The 17,416-nt window shown below is 72.0% G+C and carries 17 protein-coding genes and 1 tRNA gene; 10 read left to right on the top strand and 8 right to left on the bottom strand.

Features of this window, described 5'->3' with window-relative positions; genetic code table 11:
- Window positions 1-5: 5 nt before the first annotated feature.
- Window positions 6-1,064, top strand: a complete 1,059-nt coding sequence (locus O7612_RS28480) for an aspartate-semialdehyde dehydrogenase (protein WP_282268975.1) — start codon at window positions 6-8, stop codon at window positions 1,062-1,064.
- Window positions 1,065-1,173: 109 nt separating this feature from the next.
- Here the strand turns inward: O7612_RS28480 and O7612_RS28475 are convergent, their stop codons facing one another.
- Window positions 1,174-2,595: a diguanylate cyclase gene (locus O7612_RS28475; RefSeq protein WP_282268973.1), complete on the bottom strand. Its 1,422-nt coding sequence runs from the start codon at window positions 2,593-2,595 to the stop codon at window positions 1,174-1,176.
- Between the two features lie 176 nt (window positions 2,596-2,771).
- Here O7612_RS28475 and O7612_RS28470 point away from each other — a divergent pair, with 176 nt between their 5' ends.
- The 3 genes from O7612_RS28470 to O7612_RS28460 all read left to right on the top strand — a co-directional run bounded on the left by O7612_RS28470 (window position 2,772) and on the right by O7612_RS28460 (window position 4,778).
- Window positions 2,772-3,455: a histone deacetylase gene (locus O7612_RS28470; RefSeq protein ID WP_282268971.1), complete on the top strand. Its 684-nt coding sequence runs from the start codon at window positions 2,772-2,774 to the stop codon at window positions 3,453-3,455.
- A gap of 142 nt (window positions 3,456-3,597) precedes the next feature.
- Window positions 3,598-4,056, top strand: a complete 459-nt coding sequence (locus O7612_RS28465; protein WP_282268969.1) for a lamin tail domain-containing protein — start codon at window positions 3,598-3,600, stop codon at window positions 4,054-4,056.
- A 245-nt stretch (window positions 4,057-4,301) separates the two neighbouring features.
- Entirely contained in the window at window positions 4,302-4,778 is a 477-nt protein-coding gene (locus O7612_RS28460) for a hypothetical protein (protein WP_282268966.1), read from the top strand.
- Window positions 4,779-4,825: 47 nt separating this feature from the next.
- Here O7612_RS28460 and O7612_RS28455 read toward each other — a convergent pair whose 3' ends face one another.
- Window positions 4,826-6,016 carry an ionic transporter y4hA gene (locus O7612_RS28455; RefSeq protein ID WP_282268964.1) on the bottom strand — a complete coding sequence of 397 codons (1,191 nt, stop codon included), beginning with the start codon at window positions 6,014-6,016 and terminating at the stop codon, window positions 4,826-4,828.
- Between the two features lie 554 nt (window positions 6,017-6,570).
- Between O7612_RS28455 and O7612_RS28450 the strand changes: the two genes are divergently transcribed.
- Window positions 6,571-7,797, top strand: coding sequence for a hypothetical protein (locus tag O7612_RS28450; RefSeq protein WP_282268962.1), 1,227 nt, complete (start codon window positions 6,571-6,573; stop codon window positions 7,795-7,797).
- A gap of 135 nt (window positions 7,798-7,932) precedes the next feature.
- Here O7612_RS28450 and O7612_RS28445 read toward each other — a convergent pair.
- A tRNA-Pro gene (locus tag O7612_RS28445) sits at window positions 7,933-8,006 on the bottom strand.
- 262 nt (window positions 8,007-8,268) lie between these two features.
- Window positions 8,269-9,162, bottom strand: coding sequence for a metallophosphoesterase (locus O7612_RS28440; protein WP_282268960.1), 894 nt, complete (start codon window positions 9,160-9,162; stop codon window positions 8,269-8,271).
- Window positions 9,163-9,187: 25 nt separating this feature from the next.
- Here O7612_RS28440 and O7612_RS28435 point away from each other — a divergent pair, with 25 nt between their 5' ends.
- Entirely contained in the window at window positions 9,188-9,643 is a 456-nt protein-coding gene (locus O7612_RS28435; RefSeq protein WP_282268958.1) for a GatB/YqeY domain-containing protein, read from the top strand.
- 222 nt (window positions 9,644-9,865) lie between these two features.
- Here O7612_RS28435 and O7612_RS28430 read toward each other — a convergent pair whose 3' ends face one another.
- Window positions 9,866-12,277 (bottom strand): transglycosylase domain-containing protein, encoded by a 2,412-nt coding sequence (locus O7612_RS28430; protein WP_282268956.1) that lies wholly within the window; start codon window positions 12,275-12,277, stop codon window positions 9,866-9,868.
- Window positions 12,278-12,678: 401 nt separating this feature from the next.
- On the opposite strand from O7612_RS28430, the gene O7612_RS28425 reads away from it, so the two are divergent.
- Window positions 12,679-12,999, top strand: coding sequence for a WhiB family transcriptional regulator (locus tag O7612_RS28425; RefSeq protein ID WP_089004137.1), 321 nt, complete (start codon window positions 12,679-12,681; stop codon window positions 12,997-12,999).
- A gap of 39 nt (window positions 13,000-13,038) precedes the next feature.
- Here O7612_RS28425 and O7612_RS28420 read toward each other — a convergent pair whose 3' ends face one another.
- Genes O7612_RS28420 through O7612_RS28410 form a run of 3 tightly spaced genes read right to left on the bottom strand, consistent with a single transcriptional unit; the run spans window position 13,039 to window position 15,830 of the window.
- Window positions 13,039-14,187 carry an ArsA-related P-loop ATPase gene (locus tag O7612_RS28420; protein ID WP_282268951.1) on the bottom strand — a complete coding sequence of 383 codons (1,149 nt, stop codon included), beginning with the start codon at window positions 14,185-14,187 and terminating at the stop codon, window positions 13,039-13,041.
- Window positions 14,188-14,241: 54 nt separating this feature from the next.
- Window positions 14,242-15,219, bottom strand: a complete 978-nt coding sequence (locus tag O7612_RS28415) for an ArsA-related P-loop ATPase (RefSeq protein WP_282268949.1) — start codon at window positions 15,217-15,219, stop codon at window positions 14,242-14,244.
- Window positions 15,220-15,245: 26 nt separating this feature from the next.
- On the bottom strand, window positions 15,246-15,830 hold the full coding sequence (locus O7612_RS28410) for a hypothetical protein (RefSeq protein WP_282268947.1): 585 nt from the start codon (window positions 15,828-15,830) through the stop codon (window positions 15,246-15,248).
- Window positions 15,831-16,157: 327 nt separating this feature from the next.
- On the opposite strand from O7612_RS28410, the gene O7612_RS28405 reads away from it, so the two are divergent.
- The 3 genes from O7612_RS28405 to O7612_RS28395 are packed head-to-tail and all read left to right on the top strand — an operon-like array spanning window position 16,158 to window position 17,313.
- Complete coding sequence (locus O7612_RS28405) at window positions 16,158-16,628, top strand: hypothetical protein (protein WP_067308198.1); 471 nt, start codon at window positions 16,158-16,160, stop codon at window positions 16,626-16,628.
- 57 nt (window positions 16,629-16,685) lie between these two features.
- Window positions 16,686-16,841 carry a hypothetical protein gene (locus O7612_RS28400; RefSeq protein WP_088959894.1) on the top strand — a complete coding sequence of 52 codons (156 nt, stop codon included), beginning with the start codon at window positions 16,686-16,688 and terminating at the stop codon, window positions 16,839-16,841.
- 10 nt (window positions 16,842-16,851) lie between these two features.
- Entirely contained in the window at window positions 16,852-17,313 is a 462-nt protein-coding gene (locus O7612_RS28395) for a RidA family protein (protein ID WP_067308201.1), read from the top strand.
- The last annotated feature ends 103 nt before the right edge of the window (window positions 17,314-17,416 follow it).

The following is a 17,416-nucleotide window of genomic DNA, read 5'->3' as shown; positions in this document are numbered from 1 at the left end:
CCCCGGTGGCGTCGCTGCCCACCCTGGCCGTGGTCGGGGCGACCGGGGCTGTCGGCACCGTGCTGTGTGACCTGCTCTCCTCCCGGCGCAACGTCTGGGGGGAGATCCGGCTGATCGCCTCGGCCCGCTCGGTCGGGCGCACCATGCGCTGCCGGGGGGAGGAGCTGACCGTCGGCGCGCTCACCCCGGAGGCGTTCGACGGTGTCGACGTGGCGGTCTTCGACGTGCCCGACGAGGTGTCGGCGCGCTGGGCACCGGTCGCGGCCGACCGGGGCGCGGTGGTGGTGGACAACTCCGGCGCCTTCCGGATGGACCGGGACGTCCCCCTGGTGGTGCCCGAGATCAACCCGGAGCAGGTGCACCACCGGCCCAGGGGGATCCTCGCCAACGCCAACTGCACCACGCTGACCATGATCGTGGCGATCGCCCCGCTGCACCGTGAGTACGGCCTGCGCGAGCTGGTGCTCGCGTCGTACCAGGCGGTGTCGGGGGCGGGACAGGCCGGGGTGGACGCGTTGCAGCGGCAGCTCGGCAAGGTCGCCGGGGACCGGGTGCTCGGCTCCCGACCCGGCGACGTCCGGCAGGCGGTCGGCGACGAGCTGGGGCCCTTCCCGGCGCCGCTGGCGTTGAACGTGGTGCCGTGGGCGGGCTCGCTGGTCGACCAGGGATGGTCCTCCGAGGAGATGAAGATCCGCAACGAGTCCCGCAAGATCCTCGGCCTGCCCGACCTGAAGGTCTCCGCCACCTGCGTACGGGTGCCGGTGGTCACCGGCCACTCGGTCGCGGTGCACGCGGTCTTCGGCGTCGAGGTGGACGCGGAGAGCGCCCGGGAGGCGCTGCGTAACGCCCCCGGGGTGATCCTGGTCGACGACCCGGCGGCCGGCGAGTTCCCGATGCCGATCGACGCGGTCGGCACCGACCCCTCCTGGGTCGGCCGGATCCGCCGGGCCGTCGACGACCCGCGCGCCCTCGACCTCTTCGTCACCGGCGACAATCTCCGCAAGGGCGCCGCCCTCAACACCGCCCAGATCGCCGAACTCGTCGTCCGGGACCGCTCCCGCTGACCGGCCCGCCGGTCCCTCGCGGTCACCGGGACATGCCTGTCGCCCGCCGGTGCCCTGCCGTCACCGGGACCGGCCCGTCCGCGCCACGGCACCGCGCACCCGCCCCGCCTCAGGGGGTGGAGAGGTGCACGGTGTCCCGCCCCCGGCTCTTGGCGGCATAGAGGGCCTGGTCGGCGCGGTGCAGGGTGCGGTCCGCCGGCTCGCCCGGGTGGGGAAGGGCCACCCCCACGCTGATCGTACGGCCGGTGCGGCGGGCGGCCTCGACGAGCCGTCCGGCGATCCGGACCGCCTCGTCGGGGTGGCCCACGTCGATCACCGCGACGAACTCGTCGCCCCCGGTGCGGTACAGCTCGTCGCCGTGCCGCAGGGCCGCCTCCAGGGCGCGGGCCAGCCCCACCAGCAGCCGGTCCCCGGCCTGGTGGCCGTAGGTGTCGTTGACCGTCTTGAAGCCGTCCACGTCGATGGCGAGCAGCGCGGTGCTGCCGGGGCTGGCCGCCGCGATCCGTCGCCCGAACGTGCCGGTGTGCCGTAGCCCGGTGAGCGGATCGAGGCTGGCCTGTTCCCGGAGCTGGGCCAGGGTGCGCAGCCGCTCCAACGCGGCCCACGCCTGGCCGGCGAGCAGCTCCATCAGGTTGACCGTGGTCGGGTCGGGACGCAGCAGCCGGTCGTCGGCGACCAGCAGCACGCCGCCGCCGTCCGGTGGGCCGACCGGCACCGACACCAGGGTGCGTACCCCGGCGCGGGTCAGGGCGAGATGCTCCTCGGTGGGCGGGCACCCCGCCTCGCCCAGCGTGTACGCCGCGCCGTACCGGTGTGCCCGCGCGACGAGCCGACCGAGCTGCCCGACCGGTGCGTCGGCCAGGGCGGCCCGCACCCGCGACTCCAGCTCCCCGGGGGTGCCGGTGGGTGCGCCGAGCCGGGGACCGCGTCGGCCGGCGAGCACCAGCACGGCGGCGGAGAGGGTGGAGACCTCCCGGGCGGCGGCGAGCGCGGCGGTCATCAGGTCCCAGTCGGTGGGGGCGGAGGTCATCGCGGTGGCGTGCCGGAGCAGTTTCTCGCTGCGGCTCTCGGCCGGTGGTCCGCCCAGCGCGGCGATCCGCGCGCCGAGTCGTTCGGCGACCCGCTCGGCGGTCTCCCGCCACGGGGCGAGATCCACCGCTCCGCTCCACTGGAGGTCGAGCACGCCGACCGGTCGGCCCGCCGGGTCGCGTACCGGCACGCAGACCTCGGCGGTGACGTCCGGGCGTAGCGGCAGGTAGTCGGGGTCGGCGCTGACGTCGGCGACGGTGGCACCCGCGCCGGAGGCGTACACCCGGCCGACGATGCCCGACTTGGGCGGGACGGCGGAGAAGACCTGCCAGGCACCGGTCGCGGCGACACAGCGGAGCCGGTCGTGGACCTGGAGCAGGACGGCGACCGTGGCGGGGACGTACCGGGCGAGCGCGGTCACCGTCCACCGGCAGGCCTCGGCCGGGGTCGACGCCATCGGCAGGCGGACCGTGACGTCCCGGACGACTCGCTCGTGATCCACGTTCTTCCCAGGTCAACAGGACCCGGCGGGTGCCGGGAGCTGCGATCAAGCGTACTCAGCAGGGCACGGGCCGCCATGCCAAGATCATTTATGGCTGCCCGCGACCCGTTCCGCCGGGGACGGGCGGTCCCGGCGGTCGATAGCGTGGGATGCCGGGCGGGCGGGGAGGAGCCGGGGTGGAACTGCTGTGGTACGTCGCCTACGGCTCGAACCTGCACGCCGCCCGGCTCGGCTACTACCTCGCCGGTGGCCGCCCGCCCGGCGGGCTGCGGGCGTACCCCGGCTGTCGGGACCGGCGACCACCCCGCCGGACCCTGCCGGTACGGATCCCCGGCGGCGTCTACTTCGCCGGGGAGTCCCGGGCCTGGACCGGCGGGATGGCCTTCTACGACCCGGCGCTGCCCGGCGTCGCGGCGGCCCGGGGCTACCTGCTCAGCCGGGCACAGTTCGCCGACCTCGCCGCGCAGGAGATGTACCGCCCACCCGGCGACGACCTGCCCGCGCTCGACGAGGCGGTGACCGACGGCCGGGCCGCCCTCGGGCCGGGACGCTACGAGACCCTGCTGCGGGTCGGCACCCGCGACGGGCTCCCGATGCTCACCTTCACCGCCCCGTGGCGGGCGGCCGACGTGGCGTGGACCCCACCCGCCCCGGTCTACCTGCGGATGATCGCCGACGGGTTGCGGGAGGCCCACGGCTGGTCGCCGACCGCAACGGTCGACTACCTGGCCGACCGGCCGGGGATCGCCGGCCACTGGACCCGGACCCGGCTGGCCACCCTGCTCCACCCGGCGGGGGAGTGCGGGTCGGTGGAAGGGCCGCCGTCGCCGGACGATCGCGTCGACCATGATCGCCATTAAGGTCCCACTGCCGGGACTGGCGGACCGGTTTGCCGGCGCGACGCCTTTCGAGTCCACAGTTGACGGTCGGCACCGATAGCCTCGGCCCACTTTCCGTGGTCGGCGTCCTCCGACGCCGGCCCGTGAACCTGTGGGGGTACGTGTGAAGAACAACAGGCTCGTCGGATTCACCGCAGCGCTCGCCGTCGCCATCGGCTGCTCGCTCACCGTCGCCGCCCCGGCCCAGGCCGCCACGCCCGCCGTGGAGATCACGAAGGTCTACTACAACTCGCCGGGCACCGACAACCGCTCCAACACCAGCCTGAACGCCGAGTACGTCAAGCTGACCAACCGGCGCAGCTCGACGCTCAACCTGAAGTCCTGGACGCTGCGCGACAAGTCCAACCACGTCTACACGTTCTCCGGCGACGTCCGGCTCGCCAAGGGCGCCAGCGTTTACGTCCACACCGGTAAGGGCACCAACAGCGCTGCGCACCGGTACTGGGGTTCCGGGAACTACGTCTGGAACAACACCGGGGACACCGCCTACCTGCGCAACTCCGCCGGCACCAGGATCGACTCCTGCGGTTGGGGGAGCAAGGGCAGCTACACGTACTGCTGACCACCCGGGCCGGTGACGGCCCGCGCGGTACCCACGATGGCCGGAGCGTTGAGGGGCGTACTCCGGTTGTCGTCCGACCGTCCCGGGAAGACGGCCGGCGACTCCTCGCACCGGGGGTCGCGGGCCGGTTCCCGGGGCGGTCGACCCGTCTCCACCGTCCGGCGACCCTGCCCCGGGTCTCCGCGCCGACCCTGCCCCGGGCCTGCGGGCGGGTGCGTATCGGTCGTTTCTGCCATGCTGGGCGGGTGACGGTGACCTGGCGACACCTACCCACTCCGGCCCGCGAGATCGCGGTGGCCGCCACCGAAGCGGTGGAGGCCGCACAGGCCCACGACGGCGCGACGTACGACCGGGCGGTGCTCCGGCTCGCCGGTGCCGACCGCGCCGGGCTGGTCCTCGGCGGGATGGTCCGGCTCCTGCTCGAACAGGCGCACCCCGACGGGCTCGACGGCAGCGACGTCCGGCGGGTGCTGGAGCACTGCATCCGGTCGGCCGAGACCTGGCAGTCCGACGTCGATCCGCACGTCGTGCTGGTGCTGCTGGCCGGCGCGCTCGGGATCTACGATCCGGGTGACGGCGACGCCTCGCCCGACCCGGTGACCATCGCCCGGCACGCCCCGCTGCTGGTGACCGACCTGCTCGAGGTGACCGGGATCCCGTTCGCGGGTTGTCTGGAGGCGGCGTTCAGCGAGGTGGCCCGCACCGAACGGCACGACGACTGACCGCAGGCCGGGCGGTACCGCCCGGCCGCTGCGGCGTCACCGCCGGGTCAGGGGCTGGCGGCGAGGAAGACGAACGCCGCGAGCAGCACCAGGTGCACCCCGCCCTGGAGCACGGTGGCCCGGCCCGGGACCACGGTCAGCACCCCGGTGACGACGGTCAGCGCCAGCAGGGTCAACTGGGTGCCACCGAGGCCGAGCAGCAGCGGCCCGTCCAGCCAGATCGAGGCGAGCGCGATCGCCGGGATGGTCAGGCCGATGCTCGCCATCGCGGAGCCGAGCGCGAGGTTGAGACTGATCTGCACCCGGTCCCGCCGGGCCGCGCGGGCGGCGGCGAGGGTCTCCGGCAGGAGCACCAGCAGCGCGATGACCACCCCGACGAAGGCCTGCGGCAGGTTCGCCGCCGCGACCCCGGCCTCGATGGTCGGGGAGACGGTCTTCGCGTCGCCCACCACGGCGACCAGGGCGACGAGGAGCAGCACCAGACTCGTCACGGCGGTCCGCGTCGACGGCGGATCGGCGTGCCCGTCGCCGTCGGAGTCGGGCGCACTGCCGGCGGGGGCGGGCGTGCTGCCGTCGGAGTCGGGCACACTGCCGGCGGGGGCGGGCGTGCTGCCGTCGGAGTCGGGCACACTGCCGTCGCCGGTCACCGGGAGGAAGTAGTCCCGGTGCCGGCCGGTCTGCACCATCACGAACAGCCCGTACAGCGCCAGTGACGCCACGGCGGCGAAGGCGAGCTGGGCGGGGGAGAACTCCGGGCCGGTCTTGCTGGTGGTGAAGGTCGGCACCACCAGGCTCAGGGTGGCCAGGGTCGCCACCGTGGCCAGCGCCCCGCCGGTGCCCTCCGGGTTGAACACCGCCACCCGACGCCGGAGCGCGCCGAGCAGCAGGGAGAGCCCGAGGATGCCGTTGCAGGTGATCATCACGGCGGCGAAGACGGTGTCCCGGGCCAGCGCCTGGGTCTTGTCCCCACCGCTGATCATCAGGGTGACGATCAGCGCGACCTCGATGACCGTGACCGCCACCGCGAGCACCAGCGAGCCGTACGGCTCACCGACCTTGTGGGCGACCACCTCGGCGTGGTGCACGGCCGCCAGTACCGCGCCGGCCAGGAAGGCGGCGACCACCGCGACCAGCAGGCCCGGCAACTCACGGTTCCAGGTGAGCAGGAGCAGCAGCACCGCCAGGACGGGTACCACCACCGTCCAGTCGGACATCCGGGGGCGGAGCAGCGCGGGCATGGCGTACACCTTGCCAGGAAAACCGGGCCGTCGCGCCGCGCCGGGCGGCAGACGCCACCGCGTGATCCGGCCCGCCTCGGGTGGTGCCCGGCCCGGTCACCGTGTGGTCCGACCCGCCGCAGTTGGTGACCGGCCCGGTCACCGCTGCGGCTCGACCGTCTCCACCGTGCCGGGGACAACCCCGGTTACCCCGACCGACGGCTCACCCGGGTGCCGCCACCCGCGCCAAGGCGACGCACTTCGTGATCACCTACGTCGCAGCGACAGCTGTCCCGGCGTGTCGAGTCACCCGGACGTAGCTGATCAAGGGGTGGACCGTGTCGGGCCGGATGTGTGGCTGATTGTCGCGGGCTGAATCGGAACAAGAAACGATTCGTCCGCCATCGGCAGTGAGTCGGGCGGGCGGGGTTTCGTCCGGGCTTGCCCCGCTGTCGGAGCTGGTCCGGGGTCTGCGGTGGTCAGTCCTTGATTCGACAGGAATGCATATTGCCCAAGTTGAATTGTTGGATGATGCTTCTGCTCATGACGCGGTTGCCATTGTCGAGAGGATGCAGATGAAGAATTCGCTCCGAAGAATCTTCGCACTGGTGGGAGTCAGTGTCGTCCTGCCGTTCCTGGCCGTTCCGGCGCGAGCGGAGTCGTCCGGGCCGCTCACCGTCGACACGGTGGCGGCCATGACGCCGGAACGGCAGGCCACGGTACTGGAACCGCTGCGACTGGCGGCGGACGCCGCAGCCCAGGTGGGTCAGGGCGCACGGGCGGACATCTACACGCAGGTCGAGATGGCCGCCGACTACCGGTCGGTCAACGTCTATCTGACCGACGTACGACAGAAGCGGGCCTTCATCGCCGCGGTGCGCAGGGTCAACCCCAGGGTGGACACCCGGCTGATCAACGTGGTCCAGAGCAGGAAGTCCCGGCAGCAGCTCCGGCAGGAGATCACCGCCATCACCGACCGCGCGGACCTGCCCTTCACGGTGAGCCTGGCGGGCAGCTCGGTCGACGGCAGCGTCATCGAACTCGCCGTGGACAACGCCCAGGCCGCACACGCCTACCTCGCCTCACCGGCCGTCGCGCAGCGGCGTTCCGCCACCGACGCCACCGAGATCCGGGTCAGGCAGGCGCCGCCGTCCAAGCCGCTGAGCCGGTGGAACGACACGTCCCCGTTCTATGCCGGCGCCGCGCTCGGACCGGCCGTCGGGGTCGAGTCCTGGTGCACCAGCGGTATCCCCGCGGTCAGCACCTGGGACGGCCGTCAATGGCTGGTCACCGCCGGCCACTGCTACAACGTCGGAAACAACGTCTATGCGGCCGGCGGTAACTACATCGGCCAGGTCAAGTACAAGCGACCCGACATCGACTCGGTCTTCATCGAGGCACCGACGTACCGCTACACGTGGGACGGCGTCGACGCGACCGGCTACGCCCGCTACCTCAACGGGGTACGCAATGTGGCCGTCGGCGACTTCACCTGCCAGCTCGGGTACAACTCGAAGGTCGTCTGCAACATCAGGACTGTCTACGCGGGCAATGCCAGCTGGAACGTGAACGGCACCACCGTCTGGGGCAGCTACGGCGTACCGAATGGTGGTGGCGTCGTCGGTCGCGGTGGCGACAGTGGCGGACCGGTCATCTACCTCAACGACCCCAACTCCCGCCAGCTGAACGGCATCGTCAGCGTCGGCTACGGGTGCGGCGCGTCCGGATGCACCACCGGACTGGGCTGGGTCGACGTGTGGTCGATCTTCAACGGATTCTCCATCAAACTGAACCCGTCCTGAGCCGACAGCACCGGGTGCGGCGGCCCCGAGTCCGGCGACCTGCCGGGGGTGGGTGACCGGGTGCTGTCGTCCTCGATCGCCGCACCAATGCACCAGGGGCCACTCTCATCGATGGAGAGTGGCCCCTGACCTCTGTCGGGGTGGCCGGATTCGAACCGACGACCTCTTCGTCCCGAACGAAGCGCGCTACCAAGCTGCGCCACACCCCGAGGCGTGCGGTGAAATAGTAGCCCACCCGCTCCGCCGATCAAACTCGGTACCCCCGGCGTTGCCGAGGGGAAGCCCGGCGTCCCGCCCGTGCCCAGCTCCGGCCCGCCTCCTCCATGATCAGATTGCGGTCTCTCGCAGCGGCGACGGCGTGTCGTCCTCGTTTCGGCAATCTGATCATGGAGGCGGGTGGAGCAGGGCCGGGCGGGACAGGGCGGTGGGCACGGGTCGGTGGGGTGCCGGGTGTGGGCAGCAGAGCGGGGATCAGCGGGGGGTGAGGGTGAGGATGCTGGCCTCGGGGGGGCAGGCGAAGCGGACCGGGGCGGTGGGGTGGGTGCCGAGGCCCGCCGAGACGTGCAGCCAGGCGTCCGAGCCGGGCCAGCGGTGCAGGCCCTTCGCCATCGACCGGGGCAGCCCGCAGTTGGTGACCAGCGCCCCGTAGCCGGGCACACAGACCTGGCCGCCGTGGGTGTGCCCGGCGAGCAGCAGGCCGAAGCCGTCGGCGGCCATCTGGTCGAGCAGGGCCGGTTCCGGGGCGTGGGCGAGCGCGATGGACAGGTCGGCGGTGGACGGGACCGGGCCGGCGACCGCCGGGTAGTCGTCCTGCCCGATGTGCGGGTCGTCCACGCCGACCAGCTCGACGACCCGGCCACCGGCCTTGATCGAGGTCCGGGCGTTGTTGAGGTCCGCCCAGCCGGCGCCGGTGAGGACGTCGCGCAGTTCCTCGTACGGCAGGGCCGCGCCCTCGGCGTACTCCCGGTCGGGCAGGAAGTAGGTGAACGGGTTCTTCCAGACCGGCCCGGTGTAGTCGTTGGAGCCGAAGACGAACGCGCCGGGATAGTCGAGCAGGGGTTGCAGGGCGCGCAGCACGCCGGGCACCGCGTCGGGGTGGGCCATGTTGTCCCCGGTGACCACCACCAGGTCCGGGTCGAGGGCGGCCAGCGACGCCACCCACTGCTGCTTGCGCCGCTGGTCGGGCATCATGTGCAGGTCCGACAGGTGCAGCACGCGCAGCGGCTCGGCGTCGGCCGGGAGCACCGGCACGTCGAACCGGCGCAGGGTGAACATGTTGCGTTCGACGAGGGACGCGTACGCCAGGGTGGCCGCTCCGGCGGCGACGGTCCCGGCGGCGAGGCCGAATAGTGTGCGCTTTCGCATGCCGACCAGGGTAGTTTGACCGTCCATGAGCACGCTGAAGGACCGCCTGACCGCAGACATGCGCGCCGCTCTCAAGGCGCGCGACGAGCTGACCACCTCCACGTTGCGGATGGCCCTGGCCGCCGTCGGCAACGCCGAGGTCGCCGGCAAGGCCAAGCGCGAGCTCTCCGACGACGAGGTGCTCGCGGTGCTGACCAAGGAGGCGAAGAAGCGTCGGGAGGCGGCTGCCGCCTTCGCCGACGCCGGCCGCGCCGAGCAGGCCGACAAGGAGACCGCCGAGGGTGTGGTGCTCGATCGTTACCTGCCGAAGCAGCTCTCCGGGCAGGAGCTGACGGAGCTGGTCGCGGGGGCGCTGACCACCGGCGGCTTCACCGACAAGTCCCAGATGGGCCCGGCGATGAAGGCGGCCCAGGCCGCGGTGGCCGGTCGGGCCGAGGGTGGTCGGGTCGCCGCCGAGGTACGCCGACAGCTCGGCCTCTGACAGCGGGGATGTAGGAGCGGATCACCCGGCTGGCCTGACTCGGCCGCTGACAGCGGGGATGTAGGAGCGGATCACCCGGCTGGTCCGACCCGGCCGCTGACAGTCGACAGCTCGGCGGCTCGGACACCCGTACCGCCGGTGGGTCCTGTCGGTCGGGTGCGGCGGACGTGCGACGGGCGGGCACCCCCGGTGGGGTACCCGCCCGTCGGCGTCGGTGCCGGGTCAGTTGCCCGGTGGGCGGCCCGGTGGGTTGCCGGGCGTGTTCCCGGGGGTGCTGCCGCCCCCGCTGCTCACCTCGATGGTGACCACGCCGCCCTTGATGGTGCGGCCTTCGGGGCTGGTGCCGGCGGCGGTGCCGGCCGGGCAGTCCGAGCTGACCTTGTTGTCGGAGACGACCACCGAGAAGCCGGCCTCCTTGAGTTCGCCCCGGGCGCTGTCCACCGACTGGCACTTGACGTTCGGGATGGAACGTTGGTCGCCATTTATGATCTTGCCGTTGGGCGGGGTGAACTCGATGCCGGGCTTGCCCTTCATGGCGTCCCGGAGCGTCTGGTAGACCGCCGGGTTGATGCCGGTGGGCGTGTCGTGACCCATCTGCTGGTTGGTCTGCGCCCAGTCCGGGTCGGCCATGATGCCGGCGACCGCGAACTGCTTGGTCATCACCACCAGCGAGGAGGTCTTCTCGCTGTCGGTGGTTCCGGACTTGCCGGCCACCGGCTTGCCGACGATGCCCCGGACGTTGCGGGCGGTCGCCCCGGAGCACTTGGAGACCGACGACCGGTCACCGACCGGGCAGCGGGCCGCGTCCACGGCGGCCCGGGCCACCTCGGTGGAGATCCGCTGCTCGCAACGCGGGTTGGCGACGTCGAGCTTGTTGCCCTCCGGGTCCTTGATCTGCTGCACCGGGATCGGCTCGCAGTACTTCCCGTCGGCCGCCAGGGTGGCGTAGGCGTTCGCCAGCTCCAGCGGGGTGGTCTGGGAGACGCCCAGGGTGAAGGCACCCCACTGGTTGGCGCCGCCCTCCTTGGTGGCCCGGCGGGCGTCGTCGCTGCTGCGGAACGTGATGCCGAGCTTCTGCGCCGCCTTGATCACGTTCTCCGCGCCGACCTGCTGCTCCAGCGGGACGAAGTAGGTGTTGACCGAGCTGCCGAAGGCGGTCCACATGTTGTGCACGCCGGCCATGCTCGCCGAGGCGTTCTTGGGGCAGTAGAAGTGCGTTCCCGGGCAGGCGGCCGGTGAGCCCTGCTCGACGATGTACTCCGACTTGAACACCGGCGGCGAGTTGATCGAGTAGGCGAGCGGGACGCCCTTCTCCAGCGCGGCCACCATGGTGAACATCTTGAACGTCGAGCCGGCCTGGTAGCCGGTGATGCCCTGACCGCCGCTGAGCAGCGGGTTCACCGTGTTGGGGTAGTTGCCCCGGATCTTCTTCTTGGCCTTCTTGGGGTCGCTGGAGAGCTTGTTCTGCGGCTTCTTCGGGTCATCGATCTTGAAGTTCCGGTTGACCGACAGCGCGCGTACCCGACCGGTGCCCGGCTCGATCGCGGCGACCATCCGGGCGGCCTTGCTGTTCACCCCGAGGTTCTTACGGACGGCCCGGTCCGCGCCGTTCTGCGCCTGCACGTCGAGCGTGGTGGTGATGGTGTAGCCACCGCTCTTGAGCCGCCGCTCCCGGTCGTACGTGGTGGAGCCGAACGTCTCCTGCCCGAGCCACCAGCGGTAGAAGTAGTCGCAGAAGAAGCCCCAGTCCTTCTGGTTGGTGGCGACGCAGCCGTTCGGGGTGCGCTTGTCCTTCACCACCAGCTTGACCGCCTTGGCGGCGTCCGCCTCCTGCTGGGTGATGGCGTTCGTCTTGACCATGTTGTCGATGACGTAGTTGCGTCGGTCGAGCGCCAGCGGGTAGCCGCTGCGGGTGGTCGGGTCGTTGGTGGTCGGCGCCTTGACCATGCCGGCCAGCAGCGCCGCCTCCTCGATCTTGAGGTTCTTGGGGGACTTGCCGAAGTAGACCTGGCTGGCGGCGAAGATGCCGTACGCGCCGTTGCCGAAGGAGGCGAGGTTCAGGTAGCGGGTGAGGATCTCGTCCTTCGAGAACTCCTTGTCGACCTGGAGGGCCAGCTTCATCTCGCGCAGCTTGCGCTCGCTGGTGTCCTCGGTCGCGGCGACCACGTCCGCCGGGTGGGTGGCCGAGTAGGCGATGGCCAGCCGGACGTACTGCATGGTCAGCGTGGACGCGCCCTGCTGGGAGTTGGCGCCGGACTGGTTGTTGACGAAGGCCCGCGCGATGCCGTTCAGGTCCACGCCGTTGTGCTTGTAGAAGTCGTGGTCCTCGGCGGCGATGATCGCCTTCTGCATGAACGGGGAGATGTCCGCCAGCTTGACGTCGCGCCGGTTCTCGTCGTAGAGGGTCGCCAGCGGCGTCTTGCTGTCGTTGGCGAGCAGGTAGCTGATCTGCGGCGCGCGGGCCACGGTCAGCTCCTTGGGTAGCGCGCCGAACGTCTCGGCGCCGGCCTTGGCCGCCAGGCCGGACATCGCCACCGCGGGGAAGGCCGCCGCCGCCACCACCACACCGGCCAGCAGGCCGCAGATCAGTAGCGATGCGGCGTTGGTGAAGACATTGTGGTCACGTTTCCGCATCCAGGTCACCTCGACAGGGTACGCGAGTAGGGAACGAGGGGCGCCGGGGCGTTCTTTCCCCATTTCCTGCGTGCGCCGACCTCGTTGTGCTAAACGCACGACCCCCGGTGCGTGGTTGCGTGTGACCCGCGCCGAGTCTCCACCGATCGGTGGAGCCCGCGCAGCGTTTTCACGTACTTCGGCGGGGTAAGCGGCGATCGAACGCCCGGGACGCCGGGACTGTCCGGAATGCTAGATTTGGCCGACAACGTTGCGTAATCGTGTGACTACAGAGCATGATGGTGGCGGCGACAGGGCCACACGTCGTCCGTGCCTCCTTGGGGAAGGAAGGGCCGGACGACCGGGGGATCGACGGCTGGTCGCACGAGGTCGGTAGGTACTGCAAGGGGGGACGGGAACAGATGGGGATGATCACTGACTGGCCGTCGCTGGCGGCGTGTCAGAACGGGGATCCGGACGCGTTGTTCGTGCAGGGTGCCGAGCAGAACGTGGCGAAACGGATCTGCCGCAGCTGCCCGGTGCGGTACGAGTGCCTGGCCGACGCGCTCGACAACCGCATCGAGTTCGGCGTGTGGGGCGGCATGACCGAGCGGGAACGTCGCGCGCTGCTGCGTCGGCACCCGCAGGTGGCGAGCTGGCGCAAGATGTTCGAGGCGGCGATGAAGAAGAACGCCAAGGACAAGCCCGGCAAGGACAAGATCCTGGTCACCGCCGCCGGCTGAGGCCCGTCCCGGGCGACCGCCCGGAGGGCCGCTCACCGGTCAGGGCCGGCTGATCGCCGCGCCGATCGTCCGCAGCCCGTCGACGTCGTGCACGTCGGCGGGCTGCGCGGTCACCGACACCGTCGGCACCGCCGGGAACGCCTCGGTGAACCGCCGGGCCACCTGCTCCTCGCGGGCCGCCTGCTGGGCCAGGGCCGCGTGCGCCCGCAGCACGTCGACCGTGGCGTCGTGCCCGCCCAGCCCGGCCAGCCGGTCGGCCGCCGCCCGGCTGGCCGCCGCGTCCAGGGCGACCGCCGGCCGGTGCACCCGGTTGAGCACCAGCCCGGCCAGCGGCATCCGCTCCGCGCCCAACCGCCCGGCGAAGTAGGCCGCCTCCCGGACCGCGTCCGGCTCGGGCGTCGCCACCAGCAGGAACGCCGTCTCCCGCGCCTGCAGGATCCGGTACGTCTGCTCGGACCGCTGCCGGAAGCCGCCAAACATCGAGTCCAGGGCGGCGACGAAGCCGGAGAGATCGGTCAACAACTGCGCCCCGAGCACCTTCTGCACCACCCGGGAGAACATCCCGAAACTGGCGGTGACGAAGCTGAACATGCTCCTCCCCCCGGTGCGGGCCGGGGCGAGCAGCAGCCGCAGCATCCGGCCGTCGAGGAAGCGGGAGAGCCGGGCCGGCGCGTCCAGGAAGTCCAGCGCCGACCGGGACGGCGGGGTGTCCACCACGATCAGGTCCCACTCGCCCCGGGCGTGCAACTGGCCCAGCTTCTCCATCGCCATGTACTCCTGCGTGCCGGCGAAGGTCGAACTCATGGCCTGGTAGAACGGGTTGGCGAAGATCTCCGCCGCCTTCGCCGGATCGGTGTGCTGGAGCACCACGTCGTCGAAGGTGCGCTTCATGTCCAGCATCATGGCGTGCAGCTCACCGCCGCCGACCTCGACGTCGATCCCCTTGACCCGGCGGGGGGTGTTGTCCAGCTCGGTCAGGCCGAGCGACTGGGCCAACCGGCGGGCCGGGTCGATGGTGAGCACCACCGTGCGCCGGCCGTGCCGCTCGGCCGCCCGCAGCGCCAACGCCGCCGCGGTGGTCGTCTTGCCCACCCCGCCGGCGCCACAGCAGACCACGATCCGCACGCCGGGGTCGGCGAGGATCTGGTCGACGTCCAGCACGGGCGCCGCGTCTTCGGAAGGCACCAAACGAGCGTATCGGGCCGGTGGGGTCCGTGCGTCCGTGCCGACGTGAGGTGTACGTCAATCCGCCCGGCGGAGGATCTCGGCGAATGCTGTCAACCCGGCGGAGTCCACCCCGTCGGGCAGCAACGGCAGCTCGGTCAACGGCCGTCCGAGGTCCGCCAGGTCGGTCCGCAGGGAATCCTCCAGCTCCCGTCGTACCCGCTGGTCCCGGGCCTCGCCGGCCAGCCCGGCCACGGTCGCCGGGTCCGTCGGCAGCCCGGCGGCGGCCAGTCCGCGCTTCAGCTCCGCCCGGGTCACCTCCCGGCCGGTGGTCAACGGCGGACGGGCGGCGTTGACGATCACCCGGCCCACCGGGAAGCCGAGCTGGGTCAGCTCGGCGATGGCGTCCACCGTCTCCTGGACCGGCATCTCCTCCAGCAGGGTCACCACGTGCACCGCGGTCATCGGGGAACGCAGCAGCGCCGACACCCCGTCGCTCTGGGTCTTGATCGGGCCGACCTTCGCCAGCCGGGCGGTCTCCGCGGTGACGTTGAGGAAGCGGCCGATCCGGCCGGTCGGCGGCGCGTCCAGCACCACCGCGTCGTACACCCGGCGCTGGCCGACGGTGCGGGTGGTGGCCTCCTTGACCTTGCCGGTGAGCAGCACGTCCCGCAGGCCGGGCGCGATGGTGGTGGCGAAGTCGATCGCGCCGAGCTTGCGCAGCGCCCGGCCGGCCGCGCCGAGCTTGTAGAACATGTCGAGGTACTCCAGCAACGCCTCCTCGGCGTCGACGGCCAGGGCGCGCACCTCGCCGCCGCCCGGGGCGTCGGCGAGGTGGCGCTCGGCGTACGGGAGGGGCTCGACCCCGAAGAGCTGGGCGATGCCCTGTCGCCCCTCCACCTCGACCAGCAGGGTGCGCCGGCCGTCGGTGGCCAGCGTCAGCGCCAGCGCCGCCGCCACGCTCGTCTTGCCCGTGCCGCCCTTGCCGGTCACCACGTGCAGGCGGGACGGCCACCCGGTGCCGGCCGGGTCGGCCGGCCGCTCAGCTGCTCGCACCGGTCGAGCCTATCCACCCGCCGGGGTCAGCCGACCTCGCAGACCCACCAACCCGTCTTCCGTACCACGGTGAACCGCAGTTGCTGCTCGGCGATCTTCTCGTCGGCGGTGGTCATGGTCAGCTTGGTGGAGACCGTGGCACGGTCGCCGTTCTGGTTGTCGACCGTCGGGGTGGACCAGCGGAACCGCGGGCTGGTGTAGGTGGTCGCGTACTTCTGCACCTCGGCCACCTTCGCGTCGAGCTTCTGCTGGTCGCGTGCCTCCGCGCAGACGAAGTCGGCCGCCTTGCCGGCGTCCCGGTCCTGGTAGACGGCGGTGAGGAAGCCGTCCACCGCCACCGTCGGCTCCTTGGCGCCCGCTCCGCTCTCGCGGTCACGCAGGGCCAGGAAGGCGAGTGTCCCGCCGCCGCAGAGCACCACGGCGGCGGCCACCGCGAGCGAGGCGACCAGCGCGCCGCGTCGCCGTGCCGGTGCCCGGTACGTCGGGTAGCCAGGCGGGCTGGCGGAGGCGGAGCCGCCGGGGGTGGCCCTGCCACCCGGGTCTGACTGGTCGTGCCGCGACGCCGGGACGCCTGGCGATCCGCTCGGGCCACCGAACGGTGGTTGGGTCATGTGGTCCCCCGGGGGATGGGGCGCCGTCACCGCCCCTGGCGACGACGCGGGTACGGGTGCGGCGGGCGACCCCTGATCGCCCGTCCGAGGCGCAAGGGTATCGGTCGATGGGCGGCCCGTGGCGGACTGTTCACGACGTGCGAGGGAGCGCGGTCAGCTTCCGGACCACGCGAGTGTCGCATATGTGACTTCCGGTGTTCGGTCGTGCGCGTCCCGTTGTCCCCCGCACCGGCGGGGTCCTACGTTCGTCCGGGTGTGGGGGAGCGGATCGGGTCGGCGCCCGGTCCGGTCGGCGGTCAATCACGGTACGAGGCCGGAGGCAGGTACATGCGCGACGCGGAGAACATCGCCCGAGCCCAGTTCTCACCGGGGGACCGGGGGAGGCGGGCCGGTTCGACCGGCGACGCGGACGGGCTGGGTGGTGGACTGCCGGTGAACGAGCGGTCCTACCGGCGTTGTGCCGAACCCGCCGAGGTGCTGCGGCTGCTCGGCCGCTCCGCCGAGCGGGGCCGCGACGACGACGACCCCGGCTACGTCATCCACCTGCCGATCAGGGTGGCCGACCTGACGGCGGCGACCGCGTTGGCCGGCACCGTGGCCACCTCGCTCGGCTTCCTGGTCGAGCTGGACGCCGGCGAGACCACCGTCTCCACGGTCGACGACCAGAACAACCGGCACCGGGTCTTCTGCGACCTGCTGCTGCCCGACCGGTCCCGCTGCCCCCAGCCGTACGACCACGCCGGGCAGTGTGGCGAGCTGCCGACCACCCCGGAGCAGCGTCCCGCGCCCCGGTCGTAGCCCGGACCGTAGGCTGTCGGTGGAACAGTCCTCGTCAGGCAAGGGAGCCCTCCACCGATGCAGAAGTGGGAATACGCCACGGTCCCGCTGCTGGTCCACGCGACCAAGCAGATCCTCGACAACTGGGGCGAGGACGGCTGGGAACTCGTCGCCGTGGTCCCCGGCCCGAACCCGGACCAGTTGGTCGCCTACCTCAAGCGCCCCAAGGGCTGAGGGTCCGACGATGAGCAACGGACCCCACGCCAAGCTCGCCGAGCTCGGCCTGACCCTGCCCGACGTGGTGCCACCGGTGGCCAGCTACGTCCCGGCCGTGCAGTCCGGCCAGCACGTCTACGTCTCCGGCCAGCTGCCGGTGGCCGAGGGCAAGCTCCTCGCCACCGGCCAGGTCGGCGCGGGTGTCTCGCCCGAGCAGGCCAAGGATCTCGCCGAGCGGTGCGCGCTGAACGCGCTCGCCGCGGTCGACTCGCTGGTCGGCCTGGAGAACATCGTCAAGATCGTGAAGCTGACCGGTTTCGTGGCGTCCGCCCCGGGCTTCCACGGCCAGCCGGCCGTGATCAACGGCGCGTCCGACCTGCTCGGCGCGGTCTTCGGGGAGGCGGGGCGGCACGCCCGGTCCGCCGTCGGGGTGGCCGAGCTGCCCCTGGACGCCCCGGTCGAGGTCGAACTGATCGTCGAGGTCGGCTGACCCACCGCCCGCCGCCACCACCCGGCACCGACCGGTACCGCCACCACCCGGCACCGACCGGTACCGCCACCACCGCCCGGCACCGGCACCGCGCGGCACTGCC

This window comes from Micromonospora sp. WMMD987, assembly GCF_029581435.1.
GTDB classification, from domain to species: Bacteria; Actinomycetota; Actinomycetes; order Mycobacteriales; family Micromonosporaceae; genus Micromonospora; species Micromonospora rifamycinica.
This window is presented reverse-complemented; position numbering and strand designations above follow the sequence as displayed.

Excerpts from the sequence above, each read along its gene's own strand:
- O7612_RS28425 (WP_089004137.1), top strand. The coding sequence starts at position 12,679 with ATGGGGATGATCACTGACTGGCCGTCGCTGGCGGCGTGTCAGAACGGG.
- O7612_RS28440 (WP_282268960.1), bottom strand. The coding sequence starts at position 9,162 with ATGCGAAAGCGCACACTATTCGGCCTCGCCGCCGGGACCGTCGCCGCC.
- O7612_RS28395 (WP_067308201.1), top strand. The coding sequence starts at position 16,852 with ATGAGCAACGGACCCCACGCCAAGCTCGCCGAGCTCGGCCTGACCCTG.
- O7612_RS28450 (WP_282268962.1), top strand. The coding sequence starts at position 6,571 with ATGAAGAATTCGCTCCGAAGAATCTTCGCACTGGTGGGAGTCAGTGTC.
- O7612_RS28405 (WP_067308198.1), top strand. The coding sequence starts at position 16,158 with ATGCGCGACGCGGAGAACATCGCCCGAGCCCAGTTCTCACCGGGGGAC.
- O7612_RS28400 (WP_088959894.1), top strand. The coding sequence starts at position 16,686 with ATGCAGAAGTGGGAATACGCCACGGTCCCGCTGCTGGTCCACGCGACC.
- O7612_RS28410 (WP_282268947.1), bottom strand. The coding sequence starts at position 15,830 with ATGACCCAACCACCGTTCGGTGGCCCGAGCGGATCGCCAGGCGTCCCG.
- O7612_RS28430 (WP_282268956.1), bottom strand. The coding sequence starts at position 12,277 with ATGCGGAAACGTGACCACAATGTCTTCACCAACGCCGCATCGCTACTG.
- O7612_RS28435 (WP_282268958.1), top strand. The coding sequence starts at position 9,188 with ATGAGCACGCTGAAGGACCGCCTGACCGCAGACATGCGCGCCGCTCTC.
- O7612_RS28455 (WP_282268964.1), bottom strand. The coding sequence starts at position 6,016 with ATGCCCGCGCTGCTCCGCCCCCGGATGTCCGACTGGACGGTGGTGGTA.